The organism is Serratia sp. DFXYC6 (assembly GCF_057196085.1).
Map to the genome: position 1 here is coordinate 490,153 of NZ_JBXUNV010000002.1, position 24,779 is coordinate 514,931.

Below are 24,779 nucleotides of genomic sequence, written 5' to 3' on the forward strand. Positions count from 1 at the left end.
GCGAGCAGGATTTACGTTTCATTACATCGTAAAAGTGGCAAGGCTTTGATGCCGTTAACAAAAGCACCATCGGCATTATCCCACGCCGTCGCGCTGCGTTATGCTGCGGAAACCTCTCCCTGCATCAGGAATAACCATGAAAAAAATCATACTGGACTGTGACCCGGGGCATGACGACGCCATCGCTCTGTTGCTGGCCTGGGGCAATCCGCAGATCGACCTGCTGGCGGTCACCACCGTGGTGGGTAACCAGACGCTGGACAAAGTGACGCGCAACGCCCTGGCGGTGGCCCGTATCGCCAATATCACCGGCGTCCCCTTCGCCGCCGGCTGCCCGCGTCCGCTGGTGCGCAATATCGAAGTGGCGCCCGACATTCACGGCGACTCAGGCCTCGATGGCCCGGTGCTGCCGGAACCCCACCTGCAGTTGGACTCACGCCACGCGGTAGACCTGATCATCGAGACCGTGATGGCCCACCCACCGGGCAGCGTGACGCTGGTGCCGACCGGCGGCCTGACCAATATCGCCATGGCGGTGCGTAAAGAGCCGCGCATTGCCGAACGGGTCAAGGAAGTGGTGCTGATGGGCGGCGGCTATCATGTGGGCAACTGGAGCGCGGTGGCGGAGTTCAATATCAAAATCGATCCCGAGGCGGCGCACATCGTGTTCAACGAAAAATGGCCGCTCACCATGGTCGGGCTGGATCTCACCCACCAGGCGCTGGCCACGCCGGCAGTCTGCGAACGCATCGCCGCCCTCGGCACCCGGCCGGCCGCCTTCGTCGGCGAGCTGCTGGCATTCTTTGGCCGTATGTACCAACAGGCGCAAGGCTTCAGCGCCCCGCCGGTGCACGATCCATGCGCGGTGGCCTATGTGATCGATCCGAGCGTCATGTCGGTGCGCAAAGCGCCGGTAAATATAGAGCTGACCGGCACCCTCACCTTAGGCATGACGGTCGCGGACTTCCGCGCGCCGCCGCCGCCGGATTGCCACACCCAGGTAGCGGTCAAACTGGATCAGGATAAATTCTGGGATCTGGTGGTGGATGCGCTGGAGCGGATCGGGGAGGTGGAGTAAGCGAATGAGAGACGAGATTAACGCGCTTTTATAGGCGCGTTAGTCCGTATTCTGCCGCGGCAACGGGAGGCTCAGGCCATAACCTCTTTTATTTCCAATACAGCAGAACAATCCTAACAATAAATCATTTTATAAAAATTAAAAAAAACAGGTAAAGACAAGAAGAATCTTAATAAAAATAAAACCATAAAAATCACATTGAATTTAAAAACCAGCAATGGAAAACGATGGAATAAATCTCCGCCGTCACGCCGCCGCTGACGAAATAAATTAAACAATAAGATACCTATTTTATTCTTCACATTGACTGCCGACATAGGCCATCGCCGAGATGCCCCACGATATTCACACACGTCAAGACAACCCTCAACTAACTGATTTCAATGAATAAAAATAATATTAGATTAAAATTTGACTGAATCACAATGGATTTGAGAAAATAGCGCATCTGTTTTTGCAAACAACAAAAATGCCTTTTGCGGGTGAAAAATACGGCTTAACCTTTCTTTAGGCACACGGTCTCGCGCATTCTCAGGGTAAACATTATTTATCGCTTCACCATGAAGACGGATTAAATTTCCCATGAGACATTTTCGAATTGAACATTACACGCATTTCAACATCAGGATAAAGGATAGGGAATAATCAAAACATGCATTTCATAAACGCTATCAGGCCATGGCAGGTTAACCATGGCCGATAAATCTCCCGCTAACGCAGCGACCATCGCCGTGCTGCCCCTGCTGCTGATCTGGATGGCGGCGGTCCTGCCGGTTTATTACCCCAACATGGGCGGCGACGGTCTGGCGCTGCCGCAAAACATTCTGGCCTGGAGCGTCATGGCGCTCACCACGCTGATCGTGACGTTTACCGTTTGCCTGGGTCGCATCCGTTTTTCGCTGACCCCCACCGCCCGGCGGTTGCTGCTCGGCATCGCCGTACTGGCGTTGCCGCTGCTGTATACCCGCCTCGAGTGGCGCGAAGATGCCCTGTGGCGCTGCGCCGGTTTGCTCGGCGGCTGGCTGTTCTATGTCGCCTGCCTGCAGCTGCGCCTAACCGCCCGACAGCGCGAGCTGCTGCTGTACGGTCTGCTGTTCGCCATCGGCGTTCAGGCGTTGCTGGCGGCGCTGCAGCTGTTCGCCCCCACGCTGGCCTGGGTAGCCCCTAACGGCAGCCGGGTCTACGGCGTCTTTCAGCAACCGAACGTGCTGGGCAGCTTTATCGCCACCGGGCTGGCCTTGGCGCTCTGGCTGCTGCTTGCTCCCCTCTCAGCGCCAACGTGGCGGCGGCAAATCCCGCTGCTCGCGCTGCTGGCCGTTTTCTCCGCCCTGCTGGTACTGATCCAGTCGCGCGCCGCCTGGCTTGGCGGCGCCTTGGCGGCGGCTTTGCTGCTGTGCCGTTTTGCCCGCCGGCGCCCGGCCGCGAGCCGCTGGGCCGGCGGCGCGCTGCTGCTGGGCGTGGCGATCGGCCTGGCGGTGCTATTCACCGGTTTCGGCCTGGATGGCCGCGCGGGTCTGATCGGTCGGGAGCTGTCCAATAGCGCTCGCCTCACCATGCTGCATGACGTCGGCGCCATGATCCTGGCCAAGCCGCTGCTGGGCTGGGGTTACGGCGGTTTTGAATACAGCTTCGCGCACTTTCGCCTGCAGGAAATGCCCTGGCGAGAAGTGTTGGAAGTCGCCGGGCATCCGCACAATGAAATCCTGCTGTGGTGGATTGAGGGTGGCCTGCCGGCGCTGGCAGGTATCGCTATCGTCCTTGCCGCCGGCGCACGGCTGCTGAAAAGCGCCTGGCAACGGGATCGAGAACAGCCGAACGGTGCGCGCGTCGGCTTGTTCCTGGTGCTGCTGCCGATGCTGATACACACCCAGCTGGAATACCCTTTCTATCTGTCTGCGCCGCACTGGCTGGCGTTTCTGCTGCTGCTGGCGCTGCTGGACGGCCAAACCGGCGAGCCCCGCCCGCTGCCGTTCGCCAAAGCCCTGAGCCTGCCGGTGGCGTTTGCGGCGCTCGGCGTGCTGGTGATGGCGGTCTTCGCCTGGCAAGGGCGCATGGCGCTCACCCAGTCGGAGCGCACTATGCTGGCCAACATCGACAGCATCGAGCAGATGCCGTCGCCGGCCGCCTGGATCTACCGGGAGCGCAAAACCTTCGACGAGCAATCTCACGCGTTGCTGGTCTACAACCAGACGCGTGATGATGCCCTGTTGACCGGCTATCGGCAGTGGGCCAATGCCTATCTGCAGCACCGCATCGACGCCAACGTCTACGCCACGCTGATTATGATCTTGCGCTATCAGGGGGATCAGGCACAAGCCGACGCTCGCCTGCGGGAAGCCGCTTTCCTGTTTACGCGGGATGCGCGGTTTAGGTAGGGACAACAAGGTGAGAGCGATGCCTCGTCGCTCTCACCTGCGTCATTTATGTAGCAAAATCAACGTGGCAATATCGCGCACTCTTTATCCAGCAGCGACTCTACCGACGCGCGATTGCCGACGTCCCAGCCGCGCTTCGAGGCCAGCAAGATAAACCCTTGCCGGCCGGCAAACATCGTCGGAACGACGACCACGCCATATTCCGCCAGCTGCGGCGGCGACAGATGGAAATAATCCGCCAAATCCTTAATCGGGTAGATGCCCATCACGGCTGGCTGCATCACGCGGCGAGCATAATAGGTGTGGCGCAACAACTTATCCGGCAAAGGCCGCCATTGTTCCTGTATGTAGGGGCGTTCCGCCTGCAATTGGCGCCGCACGTCCTCGCGCAGACAGGTCAGGTGAATGTGCAACTGGTTTTGGCTGCGGCCGTAAGCGGAGTTGATCGCCATGCCCAACATATCATCCGGCACCGGCCCGCCATACTCGGCGGCCAGCCGGTAACGCATCAGCCAGGCATAGCCAAAATAGTCCGTCCGTTCTCCAACCAGCAGCTGCGGGCTTTCAATGCCGGAGAGCGGCGCCGTCGGCACCAGGATAAAGTGATAAGGGTAACGCGGGTTCTGCAGCACGCTAAAGCCCAGGGCCTTCCCCTGCGGCATATAAATCTGCTCGCACGGGGCCGGATTGCGTTTTTGCTGATAGTTGGCCATGCAGAGTTTATCGACCACGCCCCACAGCGCATCGGAACGGGCGCAGCCCGTCAGGGACAGAACGCCCAGCACCAGCAGCCAACGCCGAGCGGATAATGCCAGGCGCGTCATTCTTGTCGTGCTCTGTTTTTTCGCCACGTCAATTTCATTCCATTATGTCGTGCAGGCTACGGCGTCCTGCCGCGCTTAGCGTTACGAATGCGAGAAAGGCCGCGAAATGGAGCATGGTTGAGGGGCCAACGCGTGGCCCCTTGAGGAAAGATTACGCCGTGCCGCCGACGGTGAGCGTGTCCAGTTTCAGCGTCGGTTGGCCGACGCCCACCGGCACGCTCTGGCCTTCCTTGCCGCACACGCCCACGCCTTTATCGAGCGCCAGATCGTTGCCGACCATCGAGATCTGCTGCATCGCCTCGATGCCGGAGCCGATCAGCGTCGCCCCTTTCACCGGTTTGGTGATGCGTCCCTTCTCGATCAGGTAGGCTTCGGTGGTGGAGAATACAAACTTGCCGGAGGTGATGTCCACCTGGCCGCCGCCAAAGTTCGGCGCGTACAGGCCGTACTCGACGCTGGCGATGATCTCTTCCGGCGTCGATTGGCCCGCCAGCATGTAGGTATTGGTCATGCGCGGCATCGGCAGATGCGCGTAGGACTCGCGGCGGCCGTTGCCGGTCGGGGCGACGCCCATCAGCCGCGCGTTGAGCTTGTCCTGCATGTAGCCTTTCAGCACGCCGTTTTCGATCAGCACGTTGTACTGGCCCGGCACGCCTTCGTCGTCGATCGCCAGCGAGCCGCGGCGCCCTTGCAGGGTGCCGTCGTCCACCACGGTACATAGCTCGGACGCCACCAGCTCGCCCATATGGCCGCTGAACACCGAGGTGCCGCGCCGGTTGAAGTCGCCTTCCAGGCCGTGGCCCACCGCCTCATGCAGCAGCACGCCCGGCCAGCCGGCGCCCAGCACGACCGGCATATTGCCGGCCGGCGCCGCCACCGCGCCGAGGTTGACCAGCGCCATGCGCACCGCTTCTTTGGCGTAGGCATCGGCGCGCACGTCGCCGTCGACGGTTTCCAGGAAGTAGTCATAGCCGAAACGGCCGCCGCCGCCGCTGGAGCCGCGCTCACGCTTGCCGTCCTGCTCCACCAGCACGCTGACGGAAAGACGCACCAGCGGGCGAACGTCCGCCGCCAGCGTGCCGTCGGTGGCGGCCACCAACACCTGCTCGTAAACGCCGGTGATGCTGGCGTTCACTTCCTGCACCCGCGCATCGGCGGCGCGCGCCACCTTGTCGACGCGGTGCAACAGGGCGATTTTCTCTTCGCGCGGCAGGCTTTGCAGCGGATCGAGCAGCGGATACAGCGCCCGGTAACCGATTTCGCCCAGGGTATGCGCCCGCCCGTCTCCCTGCTCGCGCACGATGCTGCGCGCCGCCTGGGCGCTCTGCTGCAGCGCATTCAGAGTGATCTGATCGGCATAGGCGAAGCCGGTCTTCTCACCGCTGACGGCGCGCACGCCGACGCCCTGGTCGATATTGTAAGAGCCATCCTTGATGATGCCGTCCTCGATCACCCAGGCTTCGTGATAGCTGGACTGAAAATAGAGATCGGCGTAGTCGATACGGCGTTCTGCCAGTTGACCCAGTACCCTGTACAGGTCTTGATGACTCAGCTTGTTGGTAGCGAGTAACTGCTCACTGACAAACGTCAGGCTCATAATGGTTTCACTCTTGATTGGAGGATAGCTTGTCAGACGGCGCCGTCAGCGACGTCTGGAATCGGTTGTGCTGCAGCACCGGCATCTGCGCACGAATATTTTTCAGGCTTGCGGTGTCCACGCGCACCTTCAGCGCCGCCACGGCGTCCGCGTTCTCGGCCAGCACCTTGCCCCAGCCGTCAACAGCCAGCGTGTGGCCCCAGGTACGACGAGTCGGTCCGTGGCGCCCCACCTGCGCCGGCGCCAGGATCATGCACTGGTTTTCGATCGCCCGGGCGCGCAGCAGGATTTCCCAATGCGCCTCGCCGGTGACCCGGGTAAACGCCGCCGGCACCGAAATCAGTTCGGCGCCCTGTGCCCGCAGCGCCTGGAACAGCGCGGGGAAGCGCAGATCGTAGCATATGGTCATGCCCAAGCGCCCGACCGGCGTATCCACCACCGTCAGGTGCTGCCCGTGCTGGTAGGTATCCGACTCGCGGTAGTGGCCGTGCGCATCGTTGATATCCACATCGAACATATGCAGTTTGTCATAGCGGGCGCGGATCTCGCCCTGCTCGTCGAACAACAGGCTGCTGGTAGTGATAAGTTCCGGGTTTTCGCGGCTGATCAAGGGCATCGAGCCCACCAGCAACCACACCCCATAGCGGCGCGCCAGCTCACGCACCGCGTTCTGCAGCGGGCCATCGCCCTGTTTTTCCGCCTGTTGGCGGTAGGCCGCGGAGTTGGCGAACAGCAGCGCGTTCTCCGGCGTCATGACCAGTTTTACCCCGGCATTGAGCTGCTTGATCTGCTGTTCAATCTGGGCCAGGTTATCGCGTACCTGATCGCCACTGCACAACTGCAACAACGCAACGTTAGCATTCCTCATGACGCCTTATCCTCCTTTGCCTTACGAAGTACCTCATTGATCTTCGGCTGGTCGAGATCGCCGCCGATATGATAGCGAATCAGCGAAATCTTGCTCCACAGCGGCCCCAGCACCTGCGAGGCGGCAAATACCGCCGCGCCGACGATCGGGTTGACGACAAACGCCGTGGCCACGCCGACGGTCGCCGAAATCGCCGGCGCCACCACCGCCTCCATATCGATGCGGCGGCGCGCCAGATCGATCTGGCCGCTCATGGCGATGTCCGCCGCCAGGCCGTCGATCAATAGATTATCAGTATGCATTATGCCATCTTTCAGCCAGGCGGTGCTGCGGATGGAATCAAAGTAGAAACCTTTGCCGAAGGTATCGCTGAAATCGAACTGCAGCTTGCGCAGCAGGGCGTCGAAGCTGACCAGCCGCAGCAGCTGGCCGGCGCGGCCGCCGCCCATGCTGTCGATCTCGCCCTTGCCCATCTTGACCTGCAGCGCGCCGCTTAACGTATCGACCTGCGGCTGCCACGGCGCGCCGTGCCAGTACAGATCGAAGTCCACGTCGTAAGGCGCCCCCTTCAGCGGAATAGTGATGCCGAAGAAGGCGGCGGTTTCATCGATCTTGCCGCCGAGCAGTTTGCCTTTCAGCGAGCTGCGCTCTTCCTGCGCGTTTTGTTTCCACAGGCCGGTGGCGCTCATACGCCCTTTACCGGTATCGACCAGACCGTGATCCAGCGTCAGGGTATCCCCCCGATTAGTCAGATCCGCCTCGACCTTGCCGAGGTTCTGCCCCAGCACCCAGCACGACTTACAGCGCAGCATCAGCGAAGGCCAGTCGCGGAAGGAAACTTTCTCGGTCGACGGCGACGGTGCGCCCGCCGCGTTTTTCGTCTCGGCGAACTGTGGGTTGTAATACAGGTAGTTGATATCGGCGCGCCACGGCCCGCGATCGGCCACCCGCAGGCTGCCGTCCACTTCGTCGCTCTTGGCGCTCACCAGGGTAGCGCCAAGCTGTTTTTCGGCCGACAGCGTCAGCTTATGCCAGGCCTGGCCGCCCAACAGCAGCTGCGGCGTAGTCAGCGCCACGGTGGTAGGGAAGCTGAAACCGCCCACCTGACCGCTGCCGCCGCCCTGTTTCAGTGCCGGCGCCAGCAGCGCCAGCCACTGCTCACCGTCCAGCGCCGGCAGGTTCAGCGTCATCGATTTGCCGGCCGGCAGCGGCGGGGTGCCGCCACCGTTGGTTTGCCAGGCGGCGCGCGCCAGATTCACCTGTTTTTTGTCGAAGTTCCATTCGCTGTTGAAGCGGTTCTGTTTGCCCGCGCTGCCGGTCAACATGAAACCGTTCAGACCGCCTTTGACCTTGACGTTCACCGGCAGTGCCTCGCCCGGTGCCTTGTCCAGCGGTGAAGGTAAGTGACTGCTCACTTTCTTCAAATCCGCGTCAATGCCGATATCATAGCTGGCCGAGCCCTGATGCGGCAGCGTGATGGCCACCTGGCTCTGCCAGGGCGCGCTGCCGCTGAGCGCATCAGCGGCCTCTTTTGGCAGGCCGGGGAACTTGCCCGGCTGCCAGTCGCCCTTCAGGCCGACATTGATCTTGTAATCGCGATCGCCTTCCTGCGTGGAAAAGTTGACCGCCACCGGCTGCCCGAACCAGTTGGCCGACAGGGGGTCGCTCTGCAGGTTGCCGTTGTCGAAGCGGAACTTGCCGCTGAGCTTTTGCAGTTCGCTGTCCAGCGGCTTTATCAGCAACGAATTGTTGTTCAGCGCCACTTCGCCGGTGGCTCTGACCTGCTCGCCGTCCAGGGGAATATCAAGATGTAAGCGCCCACTGACATCACCGCCAATCTGCAGCTGCTCCAGCGCCGCCCCGAGCGAATCGTGCAACGGCGTCTGCATGAAGTAGTCATGCACGTCGCTGCCCGCACCCGCGACTTCGGCGTCGATCAGCAGCCGCTCTTTCAGGTAATCCGGGATCACCGCGCTGATATTTTTACCCGCCACCTTACCCAATCGGGTTTGCGGCGCATGCATCCACAATCCCTCGTTGGCGAAATCGAGATCGATCGCCAAATCGGTCAGCGCCGGCCAGCCCGGTTGGAACTGGAAGGTGGCGTGACGTAGCGGTACGAAAACTTCAAACTGCCCTTCGTTTTTACGATACGGGAAGTGCTGCGGATCGCCGGAATAAATCAGCGTAGCGTTATCCACCTGGCCGCCCTGAATGGCGCCGCTCAGGTAGTCCACCAGATGCTTGCCCATCAACGGTTCCGGGAAATAGCGCCAGGCGTCGGCGCCGTCATACAGGCGGATGCCCGCCAGGATGTTCAGCCACGGATCGCCCTTGGCCGGCTGCTGATAACGGAAATCACCGTTGACCCACAGCGACTTCGCCTTGACGTCCAGCCCCTGACTCGCCAGCTCCCAGCCCTGATCGTTGTAACGCCAGGTCAGCGCGCCGCGCGCGCTGCTGATTTCAAGCGGGGCGCGGAACATGTCGCCGTAAGGCAGGGTGCTGTCGGTGAGCCCCAGCGTCAGGCGGCCGTTCTCCACCCCGCCGCTCAACGCCCCGGAGAAGTGGTTAACGCCCGGCAGCAGTTCCCAACGCTGCCAGCTGACATCGCGCCACAGCGCCTGGAAACGGCTCTTTTCCGGCTGCTTGAGCGGAATGTCCAGCGCCAGCGCTTCCAATTGCCCCTGCGGCTGCAGATCGTTCCAGCGCTCGAGCACGTCCGGGCTGAGGAAGGAGAAGGTCGGCAACAGCGCCGACAGACGCTCCAGCTGAATATCAGTCGCGCGCACACGCAGTTCTTCATTCTGCGCCGGCCCCATGAATTCGGTGTTTTCCGGCAGCCACAGCGCGGAAAGCGCGCCCTGCGGCCAGGCCTGGCCGTCGGTGCTCAACCGCAGTTGCGGCACGTCGAGCTGCCAACCGGTGCCCTGGCGGCGCAGCGACAGCGCCAGATTATCCACGTCCAGCCGGTGCTGCGCGGCGCCGGTGTCCCAGTTGGCCGCCCCTTGCTTGAGCAACGCATGGCCGCCGGCGATCTGGCCGTTCTGCACCTGCAGCCAGGCAGCCAGGCTGAAGTCGGCGCTTTCCAGCCCGGTGTTGGCGCGCAGCCAGCGGGTAAACCAGGGTTTCATGTCGATGTTATCGGCCTGCAGGTAGACCGTGCCGGTATCCAGCAGGCCTTGATTGTCACGCAGGTCCATGCGCAGCTGCACCACGCCGTGCTGGCCATTCAGCGTCGACAGGCTGATCTGCCCCTCGGCGCGGTGGCGATCGCGGCCGTTGAGCCAGGTCAGCTGGGGAATGTCGAATTCGGCGCGCGCGCCGGCGGGCGTCAGGAATGAAATACGACTGTCGCGCAGATCGAAATGGTCGAGCTGGCGCAGCATCAGATCGCTGATTTTACCGGGTTCAAGGCCATCGCCCTGCCGATCGCCGCCCAGCGTGGCGTTCAAATCAAGCCGGAATTGATAGAAGGTCAGATCGCGGAACTGCCAGCGCCAGTGCAACAGCGACTGCCACACATCCAGCGCCAGCGTCACGCGCTCGATATGCACATCGCTTTTGGGCAGCGTAACGCTCAGGTTACGCACTTCAAGCTGCGGGCCGAAGGTTTCCCAACTGCCCTGTAGGAAATCCATCTGCACGGGCACGCCGGACAGCTTCTCCACCTGCGCCAGCAGTTGGGGACGGTAGTCGTTCAGCTTCGGCAGCATCAGGCGCAGCCCGCTGATCAGCAGCGCCACAATCACGATTAGGGTGGCGCCTGTTGCTAACAGAATCCCAGGCAGTCGCCTCACGCAGTTCTCCTTGCTCCGCTGCCTGGCAACGGGAATATCTATGCACTGACGGGCCCGGCGTGCCGGGCCCCTACCGATGTCGGGCGGGCTACATCATGACGACGTCGAACTGCTCCTGGCTGTACAACGGTTCGATCTGCACCTTCACCTGTTTGCCGACGAAAATCTCCACTTCGGCCAGCGCATGCGACTCTTCGCTCTTCAGCGCTTCGCCGACCGCCGCAGAGGCGTACACCAGGAAGCGATCGGAATCGTAAGCGTGATGCACGCGCACAATCTCGCGCAGGATCTCGTAGCACACGGTTTCCACCGTTTTCACGGTGCCTCGCCCATTGCAAGTAGGACAATCGTGACAGAGCACATGTTCAATGCTTTCACGCGTTCGTTTACGCGTCATTTCAACTAAGCCTAGCTGAGAGAAGCCGTTGATCGTGGTTTTTACCCGATCTTTACTCAACGCCTGCTCCAGCGAGTGCAGCACCCGGCGGCGATGCTCTTCGTTGTTCATATCGATAAAGTCGATGATGATGATGCCGCCCAGGTTGCGCAGCCGCAGCTGGCGCGCAATGGCCTGCGTCGCCTCGATGTTGGTATTGAAGATGGTTTCGTCGAGGTTGCGGTGGCCGACGAAGGCGCCGGTGTTGATGTCGACCGTGGTCATCGCCTCGGTCTGATCGATGATCAGATAGCCGCCGGACTTCAGCTCCACCTTGCGCTCCAGCGCGCGCTGGATCTCGTTTTCCACATCGTACAGATCGAAAATCGGCTGACTGCCGGTATAGAGCTCGAGCTTGTTGGTGATGTCCGGGATGTACTCACCGGTGAACTCCACCAGCAGATCGTGCGTCAGCCGCGAATCGACGCGGATGCGATCCAGCGCCGCGCCGGCGAAATCGCGCAAGATGCGCTGCGCCAACGCCAGCTCGCCGTACAGCTTGTATTTGGTCTGGTTGCGCTTCTTGCGCTCCATCACCTTGGTCCACAGCCGTTTGAGGAATGCGGCGTCCTGCGCCAGCTCTTCCTCGCCGATGCCTTCCGCCGCGGTGCGGATGATAAAGCCGCCCAGCTCGTCGCAGTGCGGCGCCACGATCGCCTTCAGGCGCTCGCGCTCGGCTTCGCTGTCGATGCGCTGCGACACGCCGACGTGCGCCGCACCCGGCATGAAGACCAGATAACGCGAAGGCAGCGTGATATCGGTGGTCAGACGCGCGCCCTTGGTGCCAAGCGGATCTTTCACCACCTGCACCATCAGGTCTTGCCCCTGGCGCACCAGCTCGGCGATGTCGCGCACGTGGAAGTTTTTCCGCTCATCGCCGGCGACGCATTCGGTATGCGGCATGATGTCAGAGGCGTGCAGGAAGGCGGCCTTATCGAGGCCGATGTCGACGAACGCCGCCTGCATGCCCGGCAGGACGCGGCTGACGCGCCCTTTATAGATATTGCCGACGATGCCGCGTTTGGATTCGCGTTCGATATGGATCTCTTGCAGAATGCCGCCATCGATATAGGCGACCCGCGTTTCAGACGGTGTGATATTAACCAGTAGCTCAGCTGTCATGCCTTCTCCTCAGAGCCGGTCGATAATGGCAGCGCCCATCAACCGGTTCTTACATCACGTAATGCGACAAAATTACTGAGCAGCTCATGTGTTTCGACCAGCGGCAGACCGACCACTGCGTGATAACTCCCGGTTATCGTTCTGACGAAACAACCACCCTTTCCTTGAATTCCATAGGCGCCCGCCTTATCCATCGGTTCGCCCGTAGCAATATAGTCGCGGATATCCTGTTGTGACAGGCTGCGGAACGTCACGTCGGTCACCACCAGCTGGCAACGCACGTCGTGGCGATCGGCGATCGCCACTGCCGTCATCACCTGATGCTGCTTGCCGGACAGGGCCGCCAGCATGTCCGCCGCATGGGCTTCGTCGCGCGGCTTCTCCAGCACCCGGCCGTTGAGCACCACGATGGTGTCGGCGCCCAGCACCGGCCGATCTTCCTGCGCCAGCGCCACGCCCGCTTTGGCCTTGTCCTGCGCCAGGCGGCGCACATAGGCTTCTGCGGCTTCGCCTTCCCGGCGCTGCTCTTCGGTATGCGTCAGCAGAATGTCGAACGACACGCCCAGCAGGGTCAGCAGTTCACGTCGACGTGGGGAGCCGGAGGCCAGATAAAGCGAAGTCATTGATATACCCTTACTGTACGGCGAACTGACGGCGGATTTTACGCATCAACAGGAATAACCACGGCCACAAAATGCCGTTTACCACACTACTCCAGAACACCTCTGGGCGGAAAGAGACGTTGATCACTAAAAACTCAGCCCAGAACACCACCACATCCATCGACAGCGACAGCAACACGACGATAAGCGCCTGTTGCCACAGCGCCATATTGCGGAACAGTTGGAATTTGAACGCCACCAGATAGGCGATGATGCCCAGCGCCAGCGCGCGCACGCCCAGCGTGGAACCGAGGATCAGATCCATGATCAGCCCCAGCACGAAGCCGGTGCCGACGTTGACCCGATGTGGCAAAGCCATCACCCAGTAGATCAGGATCAGCACCAGCCAGGAAGGCCGGAACATGTAGATCTGCTCCGGCCACGGCATGATTTGCAGCACCAACGCCACCAGGAACGACAGCCAGATTATCCAGCGCCCGTGGCTGCGGTAGCTGTTCATTGCACCACCCCCGCCGCCGCGGGCTGAACCTGAGGCTGAGCAGAGGCCGGTGCCGTGGTTTGCGGCGCCACCCCGGTGGCCGGAGCCGGCAGCTGTGGCCCGACGGAACCGGCAGGCGGCAGCACCTGCGGCATCATCTGCATCAGGCGTTCATTGGCCACGCGGTGCACTTCGTCCGGCGGCAGCGGCATGTCGCCGTTGCGATCGGCGCCCCACAGCAGCAGCAGGTAGCGCAAGCGCTGCAGACCGGCGGTCGGCCGCGCCTGAATCACGGTGTAAGCACGCTGGTTGTCAACCTTGACCGAGGAGACCACCGCCACCGGATACCCTTCCGGGAAGCGGCCGCCGAGGCCGGAGGTGACCAGCACGTCGCCAACGCGGATGTCGGTGTTGTTCGGCAGATGCTCCAGTTGCAGATCGTCGGCGCAGCCGCTGCCCGCGGCGATCACCCGAATATCGTTGCGCAGCACCTGGATCGGCAGCGCATGCGAGGCGTCGCAGATCAGCAGCACGCGGCTGGTGACTTTCGCCACCGCCACCACCTGACCGACCACGCCCTTGTCGCTGATCACCGGCTGGCCTTCATAGACGCCGTTGTCCGACCCTTTGTCGATCACCACCTGATCGCTATACGGATCGGAACCGGTGGAGATCACCTGGGTGACCATCTTGTGTTCGTCCTGACGCAACGGAGAACCCAGCAGCTCGCGCAAGCGGGCGTTTTCCTGCTTGAATTGGCCAAGAAGAAGAATATCGCTGTTTTTCAGCAGCAGTTCCTGCCGCAGAGCGCGGTTTTCCAGCTCCAGCTGTTGGCGGGTGGCCAGCGTCTCTGACACGCTGTCCAAAACTTTACGCGGCCCGTTGGCCAGAAAATAGAAAGGGCTGACTGCGGTGTCCATGTAGTTGCGTATCTTCACGAACGTGCCGAGCCGGCTGTCGGCAACGATCAGGCCAATGGCCGCAATCACCGCCAAAAAAAGTCGCAGTTGCAGGGAAGGCCCCCTGCTAAAAATCGGCTTCATAAATTATGCGAGTTCCTCGACAACAGAAAGAGGAACCGTACCCGATTCTCGCTGTGCGCATTCATCCGATACGATTCCTCCTTCCAGGGGCTGACTATTCTTCGCTGAACAAATCGCCGCCGTGCATGTCGATCATTTCCAACGCCTTGCCGCCGCCGCGCGCCACGCAGGTCAGCGGATCTTCCGCCACCACGACCGGGATGCCGGTTTCTTCCATCAGCAGGCGATCGAGGTTGCGCAGCAACGCGCCGCCGCCGGTCAATACCATGCCGCGTTCGGAAATGTCGGAGGCCAATTCTGGCGGGCACTGCTCCAGCGCCACCATCACCGCGCTGACGATGCCGGTCAGCGGCTCTTGCAGGGCTTCGAGGATTTCATTGGAGTTCAGGGTAAAGCCGCGCGGTACGCCTTCGGCCAGGTTACGGCCACGGACTTCGATTTCACGCACTTCGTCACCCGGATAGGCAGAACCGATTTCGTGCTTGATGCGCTCGGCGGTCGCTTCGCCGATCAGCGAGCCATAGTTGCGGCGCACATAATTGATGATGGCTTCATCGAAACGGTCGCCGCCGATGCGCACGGAAGAGGAGTACACCACGCCGTTCAGCGAGATCACCGCCACTTCAGTGGTACCGCCACCGATATCCACCACCATGGAGCCTGTCGCTTCGGAAACCGGCAAGCCTGCACCGATCGCCGCCGCCATCGGCTCTTCAATCAGGAACACTTCGCGCGCGCCGGCCCCTTGGGCGGACTCGCGGATAGCGCGGCGTTCAACCTGGGTCGCGCCGACCGGCACACAGACCAGCACGCGCGGGCTTGGGCGCATGAAGCTGTTGCTGTGAACCTGTTTGATAAAGTGCTGCAGCATTTTTTCGGTCACGAAGAAGTCGGCGATCACGCCGTCTTTCATCGGGCGAATAGCCGCGATGTTGCCGGGGGTGCGGCCCAGCATCTGTTTGGCGTCATGACCGACGGCCGCAACGCTCTTTGGGGAGCCGGCACGATCCTGACGAATGGCAACCACCGAAGGTTCATTCAGTACGATGCCTTGCCCTTTAACATAAATCAGGGTATTGGCGGTACCCAAGTCGATGGACAAGTCGTTGGAAAACATGCCACGAAATTTCTTAAACATAACGAAAGGATAATCCTGCAAGCTGGGGGCGGAAAATAAAATCCGCCTACTTTACCAACCACACGAAGCAGCGACAAGGCGCAAAAACGTTCTACTTCGGTGAAAAATAGTCTGTATTGTTTCTGCTCGAATGCACGGAAATTGGATGAGGCCTGAATTCCCTGAACAAAGGCTCAGTTTACCACCCTGTCAACGCACGAAACGGCGTAACACAGCTCATAAAATCTAACATATTCCCTGATTGCCGCCGATGGTAAGCACCTACCAACGCCAACCAGATAAAAGCTGACAAGAGCCTATCTCAAATAGGCGTCATTGTCGCAGGCAGATTGGAGAAAACTCCAAAATGACGGGTGACATGGCCCAGATAGATCCGGCGCTCATTCTACGTCAATTTTTGTCCGGCAATCAGCTTAAACGCGATAACGACGTGAATATTTTTTACGCCCCGCGTCGATCGGTTCCGGCGACGCGAAAAAGTCGCCCTGCCCGCCATGGATCCCACGCTCTTTCAGCGTCTGCCATTCGTTGCGCGTACGTACGCTGGCGGCGAACACCTGCGCGCGCGTACCCGCGCAGGCGCCGGTCAGGCTCTGCACGAACAGCTGGTTTTCGTCCCGCTTATCGATGCTCCGCACCAACCCCGGGTGGAGCTTGACGATCTCCACCTGCAGCGACTTGATATAGGACGTACTGACCACGGTTAAACCCGCTTTGGACACCGCAAGGCGGCAGCCCAGCCCTGACAACAGCCTCAGCACCGGACGCAAACGGTCGATATGTTGACACACATCTGCCTCCGCAAGTTCAATCAGAATTCGTCGACGCTGACTTTTTTCGCACTGCAACAGCGTATCCCGCAGCCAGCGCTGGAAAGAGCGCTGCAAAATCGAGTCTACGCACAGCGGGAACGCCAGCGTTTCCTCGGGCCACTGCGCCAACAAGGGAATGATGCGGCTCACCTGTTGGCGATCGTAACTCTCCGCCAACCCCAGCTGCTGCACCAGCGGCATATATTCCGCCGGCAGCAATTCCTGGGTGCCGTCATAGATCCGGCTCATGATCTCGCGATGGTGCACCTCGCCTTCCACGGTCACCGCCGGTTTCTGATACAGCCGCGGGCCGCCGCGCGCCAGCACCTGTTCCAGCAGCGTGCGCCACTTGACGCTGCCGCGCCCCTTTTCCGGCACCTGGCTGTCGTACACATACCACCCGTTTTCGCCCTGCAGCGTAGCGTGGCGCGTCGCCTGCTCCGCATAATCGATCACCTGCTCGGTGGTTTGACCGCTGCGGTACGCCACGATGCCGATGTGCAGGAAGGCCTCGCGATCGATCAGCGCCGTGGAAGGCAAGGCATCGATGGCGTTGACCAGCTGTGAAGCGATGCCGTCGGCCTCCTTCAGGGTTCGATGCGGCAACAACACGGTAAAATCGCTGTGGAAGTAGCGCGCCAGCAGCGCCGACGGGTAGCGCATCACGAAGGTAGACAGCAGGTTGACCAGCGAATACATCAGCTCCTGCACCGCCACGCTGCCGTGCGTCTCGCGCAGGGTCTCGAAATCGGGCAGCCGCACCATCATCACGATGCCGTGCGAGCCTTCATCTTCCAGCTGAGTGGTCAATTGGTTATCGAAGAACAGGCGATTATTCAGCCCGGTTTTGGCGTCCTGCGCGGCGAAGGCGCGGATCAGCGTATCGACCCGGCTGCGCTCTTCCCGCGCTTCCGCCAGATCGGCCAGCAGGCGGTCGAGCGCGCCGCTGACGTTGGCCGGCCACTCACGCACGTCGCCCTGCATGACGTTTTCACGCTCGCCGTTCAGAATGCGCCGCGCGCGGCGTTCCAGACGATCTTCGCCGTCGGCCTGTTCACGCAGCCAGCGCAGGCTGAACAGCAAAATCACCACCATGACGACAATCGACAGCGTGACGGCGGCGGTGGATTGCAGCGTACGCACGTCGCTGGCGAAGGGATCGAGGTAGGTGATGTACAGCGTGCTGCCCGGGTGCTGCAACAGGGGGCGCGAGACCTGACGATAGCCGTTCAGCGCATCCCAGTGCTCTTTTTTGACCGTCGGCAATTTATAGTCGAGCAGTTGGCTGGTCCCGGCCTCTATGCGGATCGACACGATGCCGAGCGTGCGCATGACGATGGGCAACCATTTCTCCTGCTCCTGCGGCGGCTCGCTCAGCATGGCTTGATCGAGAGTGGTAACCAGCGAATCCAAGCGGCGCTCCTGGCGATCCTGGGTAACGTAAAAGAAGCTGTATGAGCATCCCATCAGCATCAAAAACATCGCCAGTGCGACCAACAGAGTGATCAATGCAGAGAGTTTGGTGGTAAATCGCATCCCTGTGCCTTGTCCGCTATGGTTAAGTGAGTGTGCCCCTGTAGCCAAAAGGAGCCGTCCAACCCTAACAAGCCTTGCCGAGGAATAAAACCTGCAAGCGCCGTTTTTGTCCTTTATCAGGACTTGGGCCGCTTATTATGCATATAGTCAAATAAATGTGATTCAGCCATTGATAGAAAAGTGTAAACGAGAGGAAGAGTGACATGCGTGCACTGTTATTGGAACAACAAGACGACCAAACTCTGGCTCATATCAAAGATATCGGCAGCGATCGGTTGCCGGAAGGCGATGTTACCGTCGACATCAACTGGTCCAGCCTAAATTATAAGGATGCGCTGGCGATCACCGGCAAAGGCAAGATCGTGCGCAACTTCCCAATGGTGCCGGGCATCGATTTCGCCGGCACCGTGCGCCACAGCCGCGACGATCGCTTCAAAGAGGGGCAAAGCGTGGTGCTCACCGGCTGGGGCGTAGGCGAACACCACTGGGGCGGCCTGGCCGAGCAGGCGCGCGTCTCCGGTGAGTGGCTGGTGCCGCTGCCGAACGGGCTGGATGAGCGCAAGGCGATGATCATCGGCACAGCCGGCTTTACCGCCATGCTGTGCGTGATGGCGCTGGAGGAAGGCGGCGTGCACCCGGACGACGGCGATATCCTGGTCACCGGCGCCAGCGGCGGCGTGGGCAGCACCGCTATCGCCCTGCTGGCAGCGCTGGGTTACCGGGTGACCGCCATCAGCGGCCGCGACAGCAATACCGAGTACCTGAAAGCGCTCGGCGCCAAAGAGGTGATGTCGCGCGATGGCTATATCGACACGCCGCGTCCGCTGGAGAAACAGCTGTGGGCCGGCGCAGTGGACACCGTCGGCGACAAACTGCTGGCGCGGGTGCTGGCACAGATGAACTATAACGGCACCGTCGCCGCCTGCGGCCTGGCGGGCGGTTATCAGTTGCCGACCACCGTGATGCCGTTCATTCTGCGCAACGTGCGCCTGCAGGGCGTGGATTCAGTGCATACGCCGCTGCATCGCCGCCAAACCGCCTGGGAACGGCTGGCCGGCATTCTGCCGGACAGCTTCTATCAGCAGGCCACACACGAAATCACCCTCGAGCAGGCGCCAGCCACCGCCGCTGCGCTGCTGAACAACCAAATCACCGGCCGCACCCTGGTGAAAATCCGCTGACCTTCTCCCCTCGGCGACGGGGGGAGTTCCCGCTTCTGCGAAATTTCATATTTTCCCGCGCCCCCTCGCTTCCGGCCGGCTTTAGCGCCATGCTTATTTCATGGAGACCCGTTTGCCGCTTACAGGCGGCGGGAATCAGTCGCGGAGAACATAAGCATGAACAAACACCCGAAATTAACCGAGGCCGACGTCACGCCGGAGAGCGTGTTCCATCAGCGGCGCAAGGTGCTGCAGGCGCTCGGCATCAGCGCCGCTACGCTGGCGCTGCCTGCCGGCGCGCGGGCGGACCTGCTGTCGTGGTTCAAGGGCAACGATCGCCCCAAGGCGCCACCGGGCAAAGCGCTGGCATTCAGCAAACCGGCCGCCTGGCAGGCGCAGCTGGCGATGACGCCGGAAGACAAGGTGACCGGCTACAACAACTTCTATGAGTTCGGCCTCGACAAAGCCGATCCGGCCGCCAACGCCGGCGGGCTGAAAACCGAAGGCTGGAAAGTGCGCATCGACGGCGAAGTGGCGAAACCGATAACGCTGGATATCGACGATCTGATGAAGCGTTTCCCGCTGGAGCAGCGCATTTACCGCATGCGCTGCGTCGAGGCCTGGTCGATGGTGGTGCCGTGGATCGGTTTCGAGCTGGGCAAGCTTCTCAAGCTGGCCGAACCGAACAGCAACGCGCGTTACGTAGCCTTCCAGACGCTGTACGATCCGGAGCAGATGCCCGGCCAGAAAGATCGCTTTATCGGCGGCGGCCTGAAATATCCCTACGTCGAAGGGCTGCGGCTGGACGAGGCGATGCATCCACTGGCGCTGTTGACCGTCGGCGTGTACGGCAAAACCCTGCCGCCGCAAAACGGCGCGCCGCTGCGACTGATCACGCCGTGGAAATACGGCTTCAAAGGCATCAAATCGATCGTGCATATCCGCTTGGTGCGCGATCAGCCGCCGACCACCTGGAACCAATCCGCGCCGAACGAGTACGGTTTTTACGCCAACGTGAATCCGCACGTCGATCATCCGCGCTGGTCGCAGGCCACCGAGCGCTTCATCGGCTCCGGCGGCATTCTCGACGTCAAACGCCAACCGACGCTGCTGTTCAACGGCTATGCCGATCAGGTGGCGTCGCTGTATCGCGGCATGGATCTGCGGGAGAATTTCTAAGTGCGCCTGACGCCTGTTCACATCAAATGGCTGAAAGCCGCCCTGCATCTGGCGGCGTTTTTGCCCTTTCTCTGGCTGGTACTGGCGGTGGATCAAGGCTGGTTCAGCGCCGATCCGTCCAAGGACATCCAGCATTTTACCGGCAGGATGACGCTGAAACTGCTGCTGGCCACGCTGATGATCGCCCCGCTGGCGCGCTACGCCCGCCAGCCGCTGCTGATCCGCTGCCGCCGTCTGGTGGGGCTGTGGTGTTTTGCCTGGGGCACGCTGCACCTGATAAGCTACTCCACGCTGGAGCTGGGGCTGAGCAATCTCGGCCTGCTGGGCAGCGAGCTGGTGAACCGCCCGTATCTGACGCTCGGTATCCTCACCTGGCTGATCCTGCTGGCGCTGGCGGCCACCTCGACGCTGTGGGCGATGCGCAAACTGGGCGCCAAATGGCAAACGTTGCACAACTTCGTCTATCTGGCGGCGATCCTCGCCCCCATCCACTATCTGTGGTCGGTCAAAACCTTTTCCCCCCAGCCGTTCATTTACGCGCTGCTGGCGGTGGCGCTGTTGGGCCTGCGCTACAAGAAATTCCGCGCCTGGTGGCGCTGAATCGCGCGGCGGCGCGCGGGATTGTCGTTGAAAAACGCACGCCGCCGGCGGGAACTTTTTCTGTGTTCCAGCGCTCATATTCCTGTCACGGAACCCCGAGTTGGTCGATTTGGGGTTGAATATCTTCGCTGATAAGACCAGTATTTAGCTGCGAATTGCTACGATATCGTTATAATGCCCGACCTTGTTTCTGTTCTCAGGGTGAATTTGCCCCTTAACAGGTGACAAATCGGTAACATCGGGTTATTTTCTACGATGATGGTTTTATTGCCGGAGATACCAGCACAATGGCGGATAAGTTTCACATTTTGCTTCTGAACGGCCCCAATCTCAATCTGCTGGGGACGCGTGAGCCGGAGAAGTACGGCAGCACGACGCTGACAGAGATTGTTAACGGATTGGAAAACCAGGCATCCGCATTGGATATTACCCTGAGCCATCTGCAGTCCAACGCCGAGCATCAGCTGATCGATCGCATCCATCAGGCGCGCGGCAACACCGATTTCATTCTGATAAACCCGGCGGCGTTCACGCACACCAGCGTGGCGTTGCGCGATGCGTTGCTGGCGGTGCAGATCCCGTTCATCGAGATCCACCTGTCCAACGTGCACGCCCGCGAACCTTTCCGCCATCACTCTTATCTCTCAGACGTAGCGGTAGGCGTGATTTGCGGCCTCGGCGCGGATGGCTACGCTTTCGCTTTACAGGCAGCGGTTAACCGTCTGTCGAAAACCCACTAATTGCTCCACAAAAAGAGTACGGAATCACACTCATGGATATTCGTAAAATCAAGAAACTGATCGAACTGGTTGAAGAATCAGGCATTTCTGAACTGGAAATCTCTGAAGGCGAAGAATCGGTTCGCATCAGCCGTGCCGCACCGGCGCAGGCTTATCCCGTCATGCAGCAGGCTTACGCGATGCCGGCACAGCAGCAGCCAGCCCTGGCTACCGCCGTTGCCACCGCGCCTGCGGCAGAAACCCCTGCAGCACCGGCGGCCGTGAGTGGCCACGTCGTTCGTTCCCCAATGGTAGGCACCTTCTACCGCACCCCAAGCCCGGACGCGAAAGCCTTCGTGGAAGTGGGCCAGAAAGTGAACGCCGGCGATACCCTGTGCATCGTTGAAGCCATGAAAATGATGAACCAGATCGAAGCGGACAAGTCCGGCGTCGTGAAAGCCATCCTGGTGGAAAACGGCCAGCCGGTCGAATATGACGAGCCGCTGGTCGTCATCGAATAACGAGGCGCCCCCATGCTTGATAAAATTGTTATCGCCAACCGCGGCGAGATCGCGCTTCGCATCCTGCGTGCCTGTAAAGAACTGGGCATCAAGACCGTTGCGGTTCACTCCGCGGCCGATCGCGATCTGAAACACGTGCTGCTGGCCGACGAGACCGTCTGCATCGGTCCTGCGCCATCGGTAAAAAGCTACCTGAACATCCCGGCCATCATCTCGGCGGCGGAAATCACCGGCGCGGTGGCGATCCACCCGGGCTACGGCTTCCTGTCCGAGAACGCCGACTTCGCCGAGCAGGTTGAACGCTCCGGTTTCATCTTCATCGGCCCGAAAGCCGAAACCATCCGCCTGATGGGCGACAAGGTTTCCGCGATCAACGCCATGAAAAAAGCCGGCGTGCCATGCGTGCCGGGCTCCGACGGCCCGCTGACCGACGACATGGATAAAAACCGTGCCTTCGCCAAGCGCATCGGTTATCCGGTGATCATCAAGGCCTCCGGCGGCGGCGGCGGTCGCGGCATGCGCGTGGTGCGCAGCGACAAAGACCTTGAGCAGTCCATCAACATGACGAAAGCGGAAGCCAAAGCGGCTTTCAACAACGACATGGTGTACATGGAAAAATACCTGGAGAATCCGCGTCACATCGAGATTCAGGTATTGGCCGACGGCCAGGGCAACGCCATCTATCTAGCCGAGCGCGACTGCTCCATGCAGCGCCGCCACCAGAAAGTGGTCGAAGAAGCGCCGGCGCCGGGCATCACCAGCGAAATGCGCCGCTACATCGGCGAGCGCTGCTCGAAAGCCTGCGTGGAAATCGGCTACCGCGGTGCGGGCACCTTCGAGTTCCTGTATGAAAACGGCGAGTTCTATTTCATCGAAATGAACACCCGTATTCAGGTAGAGCACCCGGTTACCGAAATGATCACCGGCGTGGATCTGATCAAAGAGCAGCTGCGCATCGCTGCCGGTCAGCCGCTGTCGATCAAACAGGAAGAAGTGAAGATCCACGGCCACGCGGTAGAATGCCGCATCAACGCCGAAGATCCGAACACCTTCCTGCCGAGCCCGGGCAAGATCACCCGCTTCCACGCGCCAGGCGGTTTCGGCGTGCGTTGGGAATCTCATATCTACGCCGGTTATACCGTACCGCCGTACTATGACTCCATGATCGGCAAACTGATCACCTTCGGCGAAAACCGTGACGTGGCGATCGCCCGCATGAAAAACGCCCTGGCTGAACTGATCATCGACGGCATCAAAACCAACGTTGAGCTGCAGCAGAAGATCATGAACGACGAAAACTTCCAGCACGGTGGCACCAACATCCACTATCTGGAGAAGAAGCTGGGTCTGCAGGAAACCTAAGGCAGCCACGCAGCATCGTCTGACGAAAGGCCGGTTAATCACCGGCCTTTTTCTTTTCTCGCGCCCGCCTGATTTTTTCGTTCAACCGCGCAAAATAGAATCAAATCTTCACAGATAACTTTCTCTTCACATTTATCCAGCCCGCCACCCACATCACCACATAAAACATAACAAACTGTTTTTAAACAAAAAATATTTAACTCATAGCTTACAAATAAATATTAGCAAGGGAAAAACTCAATCCATCGCATTTTTACACGCTATAAGCTTTAACAAAATTAACGTATTAATTACAAAGCTTGACCCCGATCACATCCGCTCGGTGATAGCCCGTGCTATTGTCGCCGTCGATCGAATGCAGCGCGCTCTTTTTCTCTTTTTATTTATCCTTTTTATTGACTTAGATGAGTAATGTCTTAATGAGCCATGTAACTGAATACGACCGTAAGCCCGTGTTTTCCCTGTACCACCGTGCTGACATGGAAACCATAAAAAGCATTAAGGAAAACGGGATTGAGAAGCTTTTGGGCGAAGTGAAGAATTTCCGCGCCAATGAGGAAATGAACCGCTTTATTCCCGAACAGGCACGCCTGGCAGTAAGCTGGGTGCGTCTGGCAAAAAACGAAAAGCTGGATGTGCATGTTCATCCAATATCTTCGCTGTATATCATTTGTGAAGGGGAAGCGATCCTGCTGGGAGACGGCGTTGACCGCCGGGCCGTTCCAGGCGATGTCATCTGCATTCCGCCAGGCGCGGATCACGGCTTCATCGGCGCGGGCGACAACGGCTACTGGGGGCTGTCAATCCAGTTTGAGGAGCGCGGGCTCTATGAAGATCCCAGCAAGCCGCTGGTGACTTTCGATCAAGATCCCTACGCTTACTACCATCAGCTTAAAGCGCATAACGCCCGCTACATCGAGCGCTACCAGGACAACCCGATCTTTACCGCATTCGCCAAGGATAAAACGTTCTCCGAGGCGAAAAAATCCTTGTTCCTGGACTACCTGCAGATCCTGTCCGATCAGTTCCAAAAAATGGTGCTGCTGCGTAGCGCACTGTGTGAAGACGTTCGCTTCTCGCGTTTCTTCAGTGAACATCTGAAAGAAGAATTCGGCCATGACGAGGTGCTGCGCAACAGCCGCGACAACCTCCAGGTTCGCGAAGACGCGATCTTTGAAGCGCTGTGCATCTGGTTCAACCATCAGATGATCACGCTGGATAATCTGGAACAGGCTATCCTGGTGCACTTTGTCATCGAAGGTTCGGCTTTCGTGTTCTATAACAACATCAAACACGTGTTCGATCCGAGCAAACAGAACCATTTCGAGGATCACTCCGAATTCGATGGCGATCATCAGGAAGTGGATAAAGCGTTCTTCAAGGGGATGACCGAAGAACAATTCCAGCGTGTCAAAGCCGTACTCGATAAAGGGTGGAGTATGGTTGAGAAGCAGTATGCAAGACTGGCCGAACTGATCGAAGCATAAGCCGGGCAGGTCATCAGGAGC

General features: G+C 59.9%; 19 protein-coding genes. 9 read left to right on the plus strand and 10 right to left on the minus strand.

Features of this window, described 5'->3' with window-relative positions:
* Positions 1-136 precede the first annotated feature (136 nt).
* Together uriH and AC2CGQ_RS15785 are read left to right on the plus strand one after the other, a co-directional pair.
* Positions 137-1,078: a uridine-preferring nucleoside hydrolase UriH gene (gene uriH / locus AC2CGQ_RS15780; RefSeq protein WP_021505119.1), complete on the plus strand. Its 942-nt coding sequence runs from the start codon at positions 137-139 to the stop codon at positions 1,076-1,078.
* Positions 1,079-1,770: 692 nt separating this feature from the next.
* The gene (locus AC2CGQ_RS15785; RefSeq protein ID WP_075684894.1) at positions 1,771-3,453 is read left to right on the plus strand and encodes a PglL family O-oligosaccharyltransferase; all 1,683 of its coding nucleotides are present in this window, start codon (positions 1,771-1,773) and stop codon (positions 3,451-3,453) included.
* A gap of 59 nt (positions 3,454-3,512) precedes the next feature.
* Here the strand turns inward: AC2CGQ_RS15785 and AC2CGQ_RS15790 are convergent, their stop codons facing one another.
* From AC2CGQ_RS15790 to csrD, 10 genes are all read right to left on the minus strand, one after another.
* The gene (locus AC2CGQ_RS15790) at positions 3,513-4,277 is read right to left on the minus strand and encodes a CDP-diacylglycerol diphosphatase (protein ID WP_021505121.1); all 765 of its coding nucleotides are present in this window, start codon (positions 4,275-4,277) and stop codon (positions 3,513-3,515) included.
* 151 nt (positions 4,278-4,428) lie between these two features.
* Positions 4,429-5,874, minus strand: coding sequence for a metalloprotease TldD (gene tldD / locus AC2CGQ_RS15795; RefSeq protein ID WP_021505122.1), 1,446 nt, complete (start codon positions 5,872-5,874; stop codon positions 4,429-4,431).
* 7 nt (positions 5,875-5,881) lie between these two features.
* Positions 5,882-6,742, minus strand: coding sequence for a deaminated glutathione amidase (gene nit1 / locus AC2CGQ_RS15800; RefSeq protein WP_004936930.1), 861 nt, complete (start codon positions 6,740-6,742; stop codon positions 5,882-5,884).
* A complete protein-coding gene (gene yhdP / locus AC2CGQ_RS15805; RefSeq protein WP_118891647.1) occupies positions 6,739-10,542 on the minus strand; it encodes an AsmA2 domain-containing protein YhdP in 3,804 nt (1,267 codons plus the stop codon). The genes nit1 and yhdP overlap by 4 nt, the downstream gene beginning before the upstream one ends.
* A gap of 88 nt (positions 10,543-10,630) precedes the next feature.
* Entirely contained in the window at positions 10,631-12,100 is a 1,470-nt protein-coding gene (rng, locus tag AC2CGQ_RS15810) for a ribonuclease G (protein WP_004936922.1), read from the minus strand.
* A 38-nt stretch (positions 12,101-12,138) separates the two neighbouring features.
* Positions 12,139-12,723, minus strand: a complete 585-nt coding sequence (locus tag AC2CGQ_RS15815) for a Maf family protein (protein WP_004936921.1) — start codon at positions 12,721-12,723, stop codon at positions 12,139-12,141.
* 10 nt (positions 12,724-12,733) lie between these two features.
* Positions 12,734-13,222 (minus strand): rod shape-determining protein MreD, encoded by a 489-nt coding sequence (gene mreD / locus AC2CGQ_RS15820; RefSeq protein WP_004936918.1) that lies wholly within the window; start codon positions 13,220-13,222, stop codon positions 12,734-12,736.
* Positions 13,219-14,244, minus strand: coding sequence for a rod shape-determining protein MreC (mreC, locus tag AC2CGQ_RS15825; RefSeq protein WP_028127540.1), 1,026 nt, complete (start codon positions 14,242-14,244; stop codon positions 13,219-13,221). The genes mreD and mreC overlap by 4 nt, the downstream gene beginning before the upstream one ends.
* A 94-nt stretch (positions 14,245-14,338) precedes the next feature.
* The gene (gene mreB, locus AC2CGQ_RS15830; protein WP_003855260.1) at positions 14,339-15,382 is read right to left on the minus strand and encodes a rod shape-determining protein MreB; all 1,044 of its coding nucleotides are present in this window, start codon (positions 15,380-15,382) and stop codon (positions 14,339-14,341) included.
* Positions 15,383-15,795: 413 nt separating this feature from the next.
* Complete coding sequence (gene csrD, locus AC2CGQ_RS15835; RefSeq protein WP_015379197.1) at positions 15,796-17,730, minus strand: RNase E specificity factor CsrD; 1,935 nt, start codon at positions 17,728-17,730, stop codon at positions 15,796-15,798.
* Between the two features lie 203 nt (positions 17,731-17,933).
* Here csrD and acuI point away from each other — a divergent pair, with 203 nt between their 5' ends.
* From acuI to AC2CGQ_RS15870, 7 genes are all read left to right on the plus strand, one after another.
* On the plus strand, positions 17,934-18,911 hold the full coding sequence (gene acuI / locus AC2CGQ_RS15840; RefSeq protein WP_021505125.1) for an acrylyl-CoA reductase (NADPH): 978 nt from the start codon (positions 17,934-17,936) through the stop codon (positions 18,909-18,911).
* 156 nt (positions 18,912-19,067) lie between these two features.
* Positions 19,068-20,069, plus strand: a complete 1,002-nt coding sequence (gene msrP, locus AC2CGQ_RS15845) for a protein-methionine-sulfoxide reductase catalytic subunit MsrP (RefSeq protein WP_015379199.1) — start codon at positions 19,068-19,070, stop codon at positions 20,067-20,069.
* Entirely contained in the window at positions 20,070-20,669 is a 600-nt protein-coding gene (gene msrQ, locus AC2CGQ_RS15850) for a protein-methionine-sulfoxide reductase heme-binding subunit MsrQ (protein ID WP_004936895.1), read from the plus strand.
* 287 nt (positions 20,670-20,956) lie between these two features.
* On the plus strand, positions 20,957-21,409 hold the full coding sequence (gene aroQ, locus AC2CGQ_RS15855) for a type II 3-dehydroquinate dehydratase (protein ID WP_004936891.1): 453 nt from the start codon (positions 20,957-20,959) through the stop codon (positions 21,407-21,409).
* A 32-nt stretch (positions 21,410-21,441) separates the two neighbouring features.
* A complete protein-coding gene (gene accB / locus AC2CGQ_RS15860; protein WP_004936889.1) occupies positions 21,442-21,909 on the plus strand; it encodes an acetyl-CoA carboxylase biotin carboxyl carrier protein in 468 nt (155 codons plus the stop codon).
* Positions 21,910-21,921: 12 nt separating this feature from the next.
* A complete protein-coding gene (gene accC, locus AC2CGQ_RS15865) occupies positions 21,922-23,271 on the plus strand; it encodes an acetyl-CoA carboxylase biotin carboxylase subunit (protein WP_004936886.1) in 1,350 nt (449 codons plus the stop codon).
* Between the two features lie 419 nt (positions 23,272-23,690).
* Positions 23,691-24,758 (plus strand): cupin domain-containing protein, encoded by a 1,068-nt coding sequence (locus AC2CGQ_RS15870; protein WP_004936880.1) that lies wholly within the window; start codon positions 23,691-23,693, stop codon positions 24,756-24,758.
* Positions 24,759-24,779: the final 21 nt, after the last annotated feature.